At 65.1% G+C, this 8,278-nt stretch carries 9 protein-coding genes; 4 read left to right on the top strand and 5 right to left on the bottom strand.

What is annotated here, in order from left to right:
- Positions 1-1,054, top strand: a 1,054-nt coding sequence (locus ON44_RS31615; protein WP_040696914.1) for a glycoside hydrolase family 76 protein, incomplete at its 5' end; no start/stop codon positions are given.
- A 3-nt stretch (positions 1,055-1,057) separates the two neighbouring features.
- Here ON44_RS31615 and ON44_RS31610 read toward each other — a convergent pair.
- On the bottom strand, positions 1,058-1,741 hold the full coding sequence (locus tag ON44_RS31610; protein ID WP_174415177.1) for a DedA family protein: 684 nt from the start codon (positions 1,739-1,741) through the stop codon (positions 1,058-1,060).
- A gap of 19 nt (positions 1,742-1,760) precedes the next feature.
- On the bottom strand, positions 1,761-2,417 hold the full coding sequence (locus tag ON44_RS31605; protein ID WP_083898244.1) for a DedA family protein: 657 nt from the start codon (positions 2,415-2,417) through the stop codon (positions 1,761-1,763).
- Positions 2,418-2,741: 324 nt separating this feature from the next.
- On the opposite strand from ON44_RS31605, the gene fbaA reads away from it, so the two are divergent.
- Together fbaA and ON44_RS31595 are read left to right on the top strand one after the other, a co-directional pair.
- Complete coding sequence (fbaA, locus tag ON44_RS31600) at positions 2,742-3,776, top strand: class II fructose-bisphosphate aldolase (RefSeq protein ID WP_040696893.1); 1,035 nt, start codon at positions 2,742-2,744, stop codon at positions 3,774-3,776.
- Positions 3,777-3,807: 31 nt separating this feature from the next.
- A complete protein-coding gene (locus ON44_RS31595; protein ID WP_040696891.1) occupies positions 3,808-4,926 on the top strand; it encodes a BTAD domain-containing putative transcriptional regulator in 1,119 nt (372 codons plus the stop codon).
- A 4-nt stretch (positions 4,927-4,930) separates the two neighbouring features.
- Here the strand turns inward: ON44_RS31595 and ON44_RS31590 are convergent, their stop codons facing one another.
- Both ON44_RS31590 and ON44_RS54155 read right to left on the bottom strand, forming a co-directional pair.
- Complete coding sequence (locus ON44_RS31590) at positions 4,931-5,257, bottom strand: excalibur calcium-binding domain-containing protein (protein WP_245567412.1); 327 nt, start codon at positions 5,255-5,257, stop codon at positions 4,931-4,933.
- A gap of 43 nt (positions 5,258-5,300) precedes the next feature.
- The gene (locus ON44_RS54155; RefSeq protein ID WP_083898243.1) at positions 5,301-5,402 is read right to left on the bottom strand and encodes an excalibur calcium-binding domain-containing protein; all 102 of its coding nucleotides are present in this window, start codon (positions 5,400-5,402) and stop codon (positions 5,301-5,303) included.
- Between the two features lie 244 nt (positions 5,403-5,646).
- Between ON44_RS54155 and ON44_RS31585 the strand changes: the two genes are divergently transcribed.
- Complete coding sequence (locus ON44_RS31585) at positions 5,647-7,101, top strand: glycoside hydrolase family 183 protein (protein ID WP_040696886.1); 1,455 nt, start codon at positions 5,647-5,649, stop codon at positions 7,099-7,101.
- 11 nt (positions 7,102-7,112) lie between these two features.
- Here the strand turns inward: ON44_RS31585 and ON44_RS31580 are convergent, their stop codons facing one another.
- Positions 7,113-8,183, bottom strand: a complete 1,071-nt coding sequence (locus ON44_RS31580; RefSeq protein ID WP_040696909.1) for a fused (3R)-hydroxyacyl-ACP dehydratase subunits HadA/HadB — start codon at positions 8,181-8,183, stop codon at positions 7,113-7,115.
- Positions 8,184-8,278 lie beyond the last annotated feature (95 nt).

Raw genomic sequence — 8,278 nt, 5'->3', positions numbered from 1 at the left:
CGCGCTATGGCCCGTGCCGGGAACCGAATTGGGTGTCGTCGGTTGGCCGGCGACCCGTCGTGAGCAGGCCTTCGCATCCTGGCACTACTGGTGGCAGGCGCATCTGATCGACTGCGCGGTCGATGCCGCCAACCGGGTGCCGACGCCGACGCGACGCAAGCGCATCGCCGCGATCGCGCGGGCGCATCGGCTGCGCAATATCACCGGCTGGACCAATAACTACTACGACGATATGGCCTGGCTGGCAATCGCCTTGGAGCGTGCCGAGCGAACCCAGGGCATCACCGAGGCGCGCGGCGCTTTGATCGCACTCGAGAAGGAGCTGTACGGCGCCTGGGATCCGGCGCGTGGCGGCGGTGTGCCGTGGCGGGTCGGCGCGGACTATTTCAATGCCCCCGCCAACGGACCGGCCGCGATTGCGCTGCTGCGCCTCGGCCGCCATGTCCGCGCGCAGGAAATGGCCGACTGGATCGATGCGACGTTGTGCGACAAGGAATCCGGCCTGATCCTGGACGGCATCCACCTGCCCTCCGGCGAGATCGAGCTCCCGACCTTCACCTACTGCCAGGGCGTTGTGCTCGGCCTGGAAGCCGAACTCGCGGTGCACACCGGCGAGCCGCGCCACAGCGAACGGGTGCACCGGCTGCTCACCGCGGTCGAGGAGCAGATGACCACCAACGGGGTGATCAATGTCGGCGGTGGCGGCGACGGCGGCCTGTTCAATGGAATCCTGGCCCGCTATCTCGCGGTGGTCGCGCTGATGCTGCCGGGCGATGAGCGCGAACAGGTGGCCGATCGCCGGACCGCGGCTGCCATTGTGCGCGCCAGCGCCGCGGCAGCCTGGGCGAACCGGCTCGAGGTCGAGGGCGAGCCGCTGTTCGGGCACGACTGGAGCAAACCCGCCCAGTTACCCGGCGGCCGGTCCGGTGCCGGATATTTCACCGCGGGCGGTTCGGTGACCTCCTCGCGGGTGCCCGAACGCGATATGTCGGTGCAACTGTCGGGTTGGCTGCTGATGGAAGCGGCCTACCAGGTCAGCGCCGCCGGACTGTAGGCATCAGCACTCGGACTCCAGCACGCCGGTGGGCGCGATTTCGAAATCGAAATCCTCGGCGGGTTTGGCGATTTCCTGGCGGTAGTGCCGGATGCCGACGGCGGTTCCGACGATCAGCCCGACTACCAGGGTGCCGATGACACCTGGCATCAGCCACGGGACACGGTCCAGGAAACTGCCCGCGTAGTAGCCGATGAGCAGCAGCACCGGCGCCCAGATAATGGCGCCGACCGTGCTGGCGACGGTGTATTTGCGGTGATCCATCCGCGCCGCGCCCGCGACCATCGGGCACAGCGTGCGCACCCATGGGATCCAGCGCGAAATGAGGACGGCGAGGAAACCGTGTCGCTGCAGCAATTCGGTGACCCGCTGCAGGTTGCGGGTGTTGATGTAGCGGCCGTTCTTCCTGGCCACCAGATGATGGCCGGTGCGGTGCCCGATGACATAGCCGACCTGATTGCCCGCGATGGCCGCGATCATCGCGCCGATGGACAACGCCCAGACATGGGCCTCGCCCGCGGCGTTGGATGCCATCACGATGCCCGCGGTGATGAGCATCGAGTCGCCGGGCAGGAACAACCCGATGATCAACGCGCACTCGAGGAAGACGAAGGTCAGCACCACCGTCCAGACGAGCGCGGGCCCCGCCGAGGTCAGCGGATCGAAACTGCCCACTGCTAGGGGCAACTGCGCCGTTGACACCGGCTCAGTGGGTCGGCTCGTTCGTCGAGGCGGTCAGCGCGGCGTCGTGCTGAGCGGCCTCGTCCGCACCGCGGTTGAGCACCTTCTTGGCCACCGCGATGATGCCGGGCAGGATCGAGATAAGGACGATGAGCAGGAAGATCGGCTCGATGTGGTCGCGGATGAACGCGACGTTGCCGAGGAAGTAGCCGAGCACCGTGACACCGCCACCCCACAGGATGGCGCCGACGATGTCGAAGGTGACGAACTTGCGGTAATCCATCTTGGACACACCCGCCAGCACCGGCATGAACGTGCGCACGATCGGCACGAATCGGGCCAGGATGATCGTCTTCGGCCCGTGCTTTTCGAAGAAGGCATGCGTCTGGGTGACGTAATGCTTCTTGAACAACCGGGTGTCTTCCTTGTGGAACAGCGCGGGCCCGATCGCCCGGCCGATCCAATAGGCGCATTGATCGCCGGCGAAGGCGGTCACCATGACGGCGGGCAACAGCAGCCAGATCGATACCGGCGGATTGTCCGTAGCGGACAGCAGGCCGCCGGTGAACAGCAGCGAATCGCCCGGGAGGATCGGGAAGAGCAGACCGGTCTCGATGAAGACGATCACCAGGATCGCCGGGAGTACCGCGTTCTTGAGCCACGTCTCCGTAAGCAGGTGCATCGGGTCCAGCAACTGGGTCAATGCGACGTTGCTCGTCACCGATTCTGTCGCTGCCAGCAGAATCACGCGGCCTCCTGTCCCGGGTACGGCTGGCCTACATCGCTTGCCACCGCATCGGAAGCTGCCAGCGCAATTACGCGGCCAACAGTACCGGGTCCAACTGAGAAACCTCTTGCTGTGCGAAAAGTTCGCATCGTCCGACCGGCCGGTCCGTATTGTCAACCCGCCTCACAGAGCGGTCCCCGCACATCGCGCGAAAGCCCGCTGGCCTACTCTGTGGGCTGACAGAATTGTCTTTTGCCGCACAACACGGAGGTCTTCACAGTGCCCATCGCGACTCCGGAGGTCTACGCCGAGATGCTCGGTCGGGCCAAAGCGAACTCCTTTGCATTCCCGGCCATCAACTGCACCTCCTCGGAAACCGTCAACGCGGCCATCAAGGGCTTCGCCGACGCGGGCAGCGATGGCATCATCCAGTTCTCCACCGGCGGCTCGGAGTTCGGTTCGGGCCAGGGTGTGAAGGATATGGTCGTCGGCGCGGTCGCGCTGGCCGAATTCGCGCATGTGATCGCCGCGCGCTACGACGTGACCATCGCGCTGCACACCGACCACTGCCCCAAGGACAAGCTGGACACCTTCGTGCGGCCGCTGATCGCCATCTCTCAGGAGCGGGTGAACGCGGGCAAGAACCCGCTGTTCCAGTCGCATATGTGGGACGGTTCGGCGATCCCGATCGACGAGAACCTGGAGATCGCCAAGGAGCTGCTCAAGGCGACCAACGCCGCGAACATCATCCTCGAGGTCGAGATCGGCGTCGTCGGCGGTGAAGAGGACGGTGTCGAGGCCGAGATCAACGAGAAGCTCTACACCTCCCCCGAGGACTTCCAGAAGACCATCGACGCGCTCGGCTCGGGCGAGAACGGCAAGTACCTGCTCGCCGCGACCTTCGGCAATGTGCACGGCGTGTACAAGCCGGGCAATGTGGTGCTCAAGCCCGAGGTGCTGGCCGAGGGGCAGCGCGTCGCGGCGGCCAAGCTGGGTCTGGCGGCGGACGCGCAGCCGTTCGATTTCGTCTTCCATGGCGGTTCGGGCTCGCTGAAGTCGGAGATCGAGGATTCGCTGCGCTTCGGTGTGGTGAAGATGAACGTCGACACCGACACCCAGTACGCGTTCACCCGGCCGGTCGCCGCGCACATGTTCACCAACTACGACGGTGTGCTCAAGATCGACGGCGAGGTCGGCAACAAGAAGGCCTACGATCCGCGCAGCTACCTGAAGAAGGCCGAATCGGCCATGGCGGCACGTGTCGTCGAGGCGTGCAATGATCTGAAGTCCGCGGGTCGCTCGATCAGCGCCTGACCCTATTTACCCTTCGGGGGGCATTGAGCACATGGTTCTGGATGTGCGCGTGCTCGGGCCCGTTCGACTGCTCGTCGGTGGTGAACCGGTGGCGGTCGGCGGGCCCAAGCCGCGAGCCTTGCTTGCCGCGCTGGCCGTCAATCGACGGCGCGCGGTGGCTTCGGCTGCGCTCGCCGATATGGTCTGGAACGAGGATCCGCCCGATTCCTACGCCGCCAGCCTGCAGGTATTCGTCTCGAATATCCGCAAGGCACTGCGTAATTCGGGTGTGGATCCGGCGATGGTGCTGCGCACCGAATCATCCGGTTATCGACTCGAGATCCCGGAGGATGCCTGCGATCTCGGTCGCTTCGAGGCGGCCAGGGATGCGGGCGCGCGCGCCGCTGAGGTCGGTGACCATCTGGGCGCGTCGCAACTGTTCGGAAATGCGTTGCGCGAGTGGAGTGGTCGGGCACTGGCCGATCTGGCCGGCTTGCAGTTCGCCGACGGTTTCGCCACCGCGATGGACGAGGAGCGGCTGCAGGCCGCCTCGGCTCGTATCGATGCCGAAATCGCTTGTGGGCGTGCGTCATCGGTGATCGGCGAGTTGGTCTCGATGACCAATGAGCATCCGCTGCGCGAACCCCTGTGGGGTCAGCTGATCACCGCGCTGTACCTATCCGGCCGACAGGCCGATGCGCTGGACGCGTGCCGTCGGGTGCGCACGGTGCTCGCGGACGAACTCGGTATCGATCCCGGCCCGGTCCTGGTCGATCTCGAACAGCGGGTGCTGCGGCAGGAACCGCTGAGCACGATGGAGCTCAAACGCACCGAGCGGCTGGCCGCGGCGATGACCGAGACGGTCACCGAGATGCCGCGTGCGGTCCGCAGCGGTCAGCTGCGCATGCCGGACGGCCGGGTCACGGCAATCGCGCAGGGCGGCATGCGAATCGGCCGAATGACCGATAACGATCTGGTCCTCGACGATCCGAAGGCCAGTCGCTACCACGCGCATATCATGCCGAGCCGGGCCGGACTGCTGATCAAGGATCTGCATTCGGCCAACGGCGTGTACGTCAACGACGAGGCGATCGAGAGCGGCGCGCTGCTCGCCGACGGCGACAATATTCGCATCGGCGCAACGGTTCTGGTGTTCCAGGCCATCCAGTAATCGCTCAGTCGCAGGCGATGCCGTCCCCATCCGGATCGAGATACGAGTTGTATCCGGGCTGACCGCGATAGAGCGGTAGCTTGCCCTCGGCCCGAACCTGATCGCAATCGGTGTAATACCTCGGCGACTCCTCCTCCGCCGACTTCTCCGGCGGCGGCACATTCGACCCCTTCGGCCCCGGCCGATAGGACGGCACCGGAAGCGAACTATCGGGCCCGGCAACGAATTGGACGGAATCGGCGGCGGCGATCGGCGTCGCTATACCGCCGATCACCAGACAGGCGGCGCCGAACGCGGGTACAGCGCGGCGATAGATCAGTGCAGCTTTCACATTCTCCATCCTGCTCCGCTTTCCGCGTCGGCGTCAGTGCACTTTATTCGCAGGCGATTCCGTCGTTGTCGCGGTCCAGGTGTCTCTGGTCGAATGGTCGAATGAGAACCACCGGAGGCCCTTTGCTCCCCCGGTGGACGGCCACTCACCCCGACTCGAGTTGTCGTGTCGTGGACGGTAGCAGGGCGGTCGGGCTGCGTCCCGAAAATGGAGTAGGAGTTTCCTGTTAATTCTGGATATCCGTGTGGCGCATGGGTGAATCGATCGGTAAGTCGGACCGGGCGAAGAGGGCAAAACGGGTAGGGTCGGGCGCTGGTGCACAGCATCGCGGAGAGCTTTGATGCGGCGTGACGGGTGTCCATTTTGCGCGAGATATCGAGGGGTTGCGGATGACTCGGCGGTGGGTGGCAGTGTTCGGTGCGGTCGTATGCGCGGCCGGGGCGTTGACGTGCGCGGCGCGAGCCGGTGCCACCCCGGAGGAGGCCGGGCCGGTGGCCGGTCCGTGTGTGACGGATCCGCCCGCGACGCATGAAGGCTTGGTGCCCAAGACGCTCGACGTACCGATTCCGTATCCGGTGATCACCGTGCTGCCGCCGGATCGGCCCGAACCCGCGCCGGTTCGGACGCAGATGCAGTTGCCGTCGGATCCCTGCACGAATCCGTGCCCCGATCTGACCGACTTGCCGGCACTGCCACCGAGTCCGGCGAGCCAACTCGGCATTCCGGAAATTCTGTTGAGCCCCAAGCCTTTCCACTTCGCGGTTCCGGGACCGGGACCGGATCCCGGTCAGGTGCCGCCGCCTCCGCCGCGGGTGGATCCGTCGACCGAACCCGCTCCTTTGACTGCGGCTCGGCCGACGCCACGGGTCGGCGCGGTCACCGAGGTGGCCAAGCAGACCGGCGCGAGTTCGGTCAATCGGACCGATAAGCGCTGGCAGGTCTATGGCACCGATCTCGGCATCATGTGGGAGAGCGCGCCGGGGGAGATCGCGACCGCCTTCGGTGACACCATCGGACGCGGCTTCCACCCGCCGGGCGGAATGGGTTTGGATTGGCGCAGCAATGTGCTCGCATTCAGCACCGATCGCGATCTCACCGACGGCATGACCTACGACCGGATGGTGACCGACGACCGCTGCCACGCGGCCGAGGTGCTCTCCAGCCGCAAACTCGACAATGTCGAGGTCACCACGATTCCGACCTCCGGATTCGCACTCGGTGAGCGGCAGTACCTGAGCTACATGTCGATTCGCACCTGGAACAGCATTCCGGGCACGTTCTTCACCAATTACGGCGGCATCGCCTATTCCGATGATCACGGTCAGACCTGGACCAAGGATCCGTACGCGCGTTGGGACAACATCTTCGGTCTCGCGAATTTCCAAGTGAGCGCGATGGTTCCGCAGGGCGACTACGTGTATATGTTCGGTACGCCCAATACCCGCCTCGGCTCGGTCGGCCTTGCGCGAGTCCCGAAGGATCAGCTCCTCAACACCACCGCCTACCAGTATTGGCGAGACGGAAACTGGACTCCGGTAGGCGGATTCGGCTCCGCCGGCCCGATCGTCGACGCGCCCGTCGGTGAGTTGTCGGTGCGCTTCGACGCCTCCCGAAACGTATGGCAGATGAGCTATTTGGATACCGCGAAAGCGGCACTGGTTGTCCGCGAAGCGAATTCACCGCAAGGAGTGTGGTCCGATGGCGCACCGACGGTGACGGTGCGCGAATATCCGGAGCTCTACGGCGGATTCATCCACCCCTGGTCTTCGGGTTCGGACCTGTACTTCAATGTTTCGACCTGGAGCGACTACAACGTCTATCTCGTGCACGCGACCATCGAATGAGGTTTGCGCCGCTAGGCGAAGCGAACCTCGGCGATGGCCCGGCCGAAGAGTTTGCGGCCCTCCGAATTACCCGCGAGCACAATGGTCGCGGTCCGTCGGTGCGGATCGAGCGATTTGATCTTCCCGCTGAATTCGATGGCGCTCGGCGCCTCGGCGGTCACCGGAACGAATCCGGCGAACCGCACGCTGAACTTTTCGATGGCCGTCGGATCACCGAGCCAGGAGGTCAGATAATCACCGGCCAGGCTCATGGTCAGCATGCCGTGCGCCACCACTGTCGGCAGTCCGGCCAATTGGGCCGCGCGCTCGCTGAAGTGAATCGGGTTGGGATCGCCGGAAACGCCCGCATAGTTGGTCAGATCGCCGCGCGTCACATGCGCGGTCTCGGCCGGGAGCTGATCGCCGACGGCCAGCCGGTCGAAGTCCGGGAGCGAGCGCACGGATGCGCTCCGCACCGCGGGCTGTCCGGGGGCCGGGGCATCCGCGGGCAACGCGACCAGCGGGCCGCTGTCCGGCACCGTGATATCACCGACGGTGACCGGGCGCGCGTGCATCATGATGTTCTCGACGGCGGCCGCGATATTCGGATCCACCTCGACACCGCGGCGCGCCACGATGGTGGTCGAACCCGATACCACGATCTCGCCCTGCTGGTTGGTCAGCGAGAAGGTCACCAGGATGAAGTCGTTATCGCCGAACTGGCGGATCGAGTCGATCACGATCTCGGTGCTGAGCCGGTCGCCCGCCAGGATCGGGCGGGTGAGCTCGAAGACCTGGTCGGTCTGCAGGATCTGGGACAGGTCGTATTCGGTTAGCACCGTGTCCAGCAGGACTCTGGTCGCGTTGATGCCGATGACCGAGGCGAAGGTCGGCGGCGCGATGATGCCGTCGTAACCGAGCTCGAGCGCCTCGGGTTCGGAGTAGTGCGCACCGTGGCGACTCTGCGTCGCGCGGGCGAACTCACGGACCTTCTCCCGGCCGACCGAATAATGTTCGCGCACCCGGAATCGGCTTCCCGCCAGCGTGGCTGTCTGCTCGACCACTTCGACTTCCGGCTTTTCGATTGTCTGCTCCCTGACCATGATCCGGGCCATGCTACTGGCGAACCGGTCCGATGACCAGGTAAGTGTGACGTTCGCTACCGGTTAGAGGGCTTACCTTTTGGCTATGTCCTGCT

Source organism: Nocardia vinacea NBRC 16497, from assembly GCF_000308835.1.
In the GTDB taxonomy this organism is placed as follows: Bacteria; Actinomycetota; Actinomycetes; order Mycobacteriales; family Mycobacteriaceae; genus Nocardia; species Nocardia vinacea.
The sequence above is the reverse complement of the archived record's forward strand: the minus strand, read 5'-3'. Positions and strand labels throughout refer to the sequence as shown.

Excerpts from the sequence above, each read along its gene's own strand:
- ON44_RS31585 (WP_040696886.1), top strand. The coding sequence starts at position 5,647 with ATGACTCGGCGGTGGGTGGCAGTGTTCGGTGCGGTCGTATGCGCGGCC.
- ON44_RS31580 (WP_040696909.1), bottom strand. The coding sequence starts at position 8,183 with ATGGTCAGGGAGCAGACAATCGAAAAGCCGGAAGTCGAAGTGGTCGAG.
- ON44_RS31595 (WP_040696891.1), top strand. The coding sequence starts at position 3,808 with ATGGTTCTGGATGTGCGCGTGCTCGGGCCCGTTCGACTGCTCGTCGGT.
- ON44_RS31605 (WP_083898244.1), bottom strand. The coding sequence starts at position 2,417 with ATGCACCTGCTTACGGAGACGTGGCTCAAGAACGCGGTACTCCCGGCG.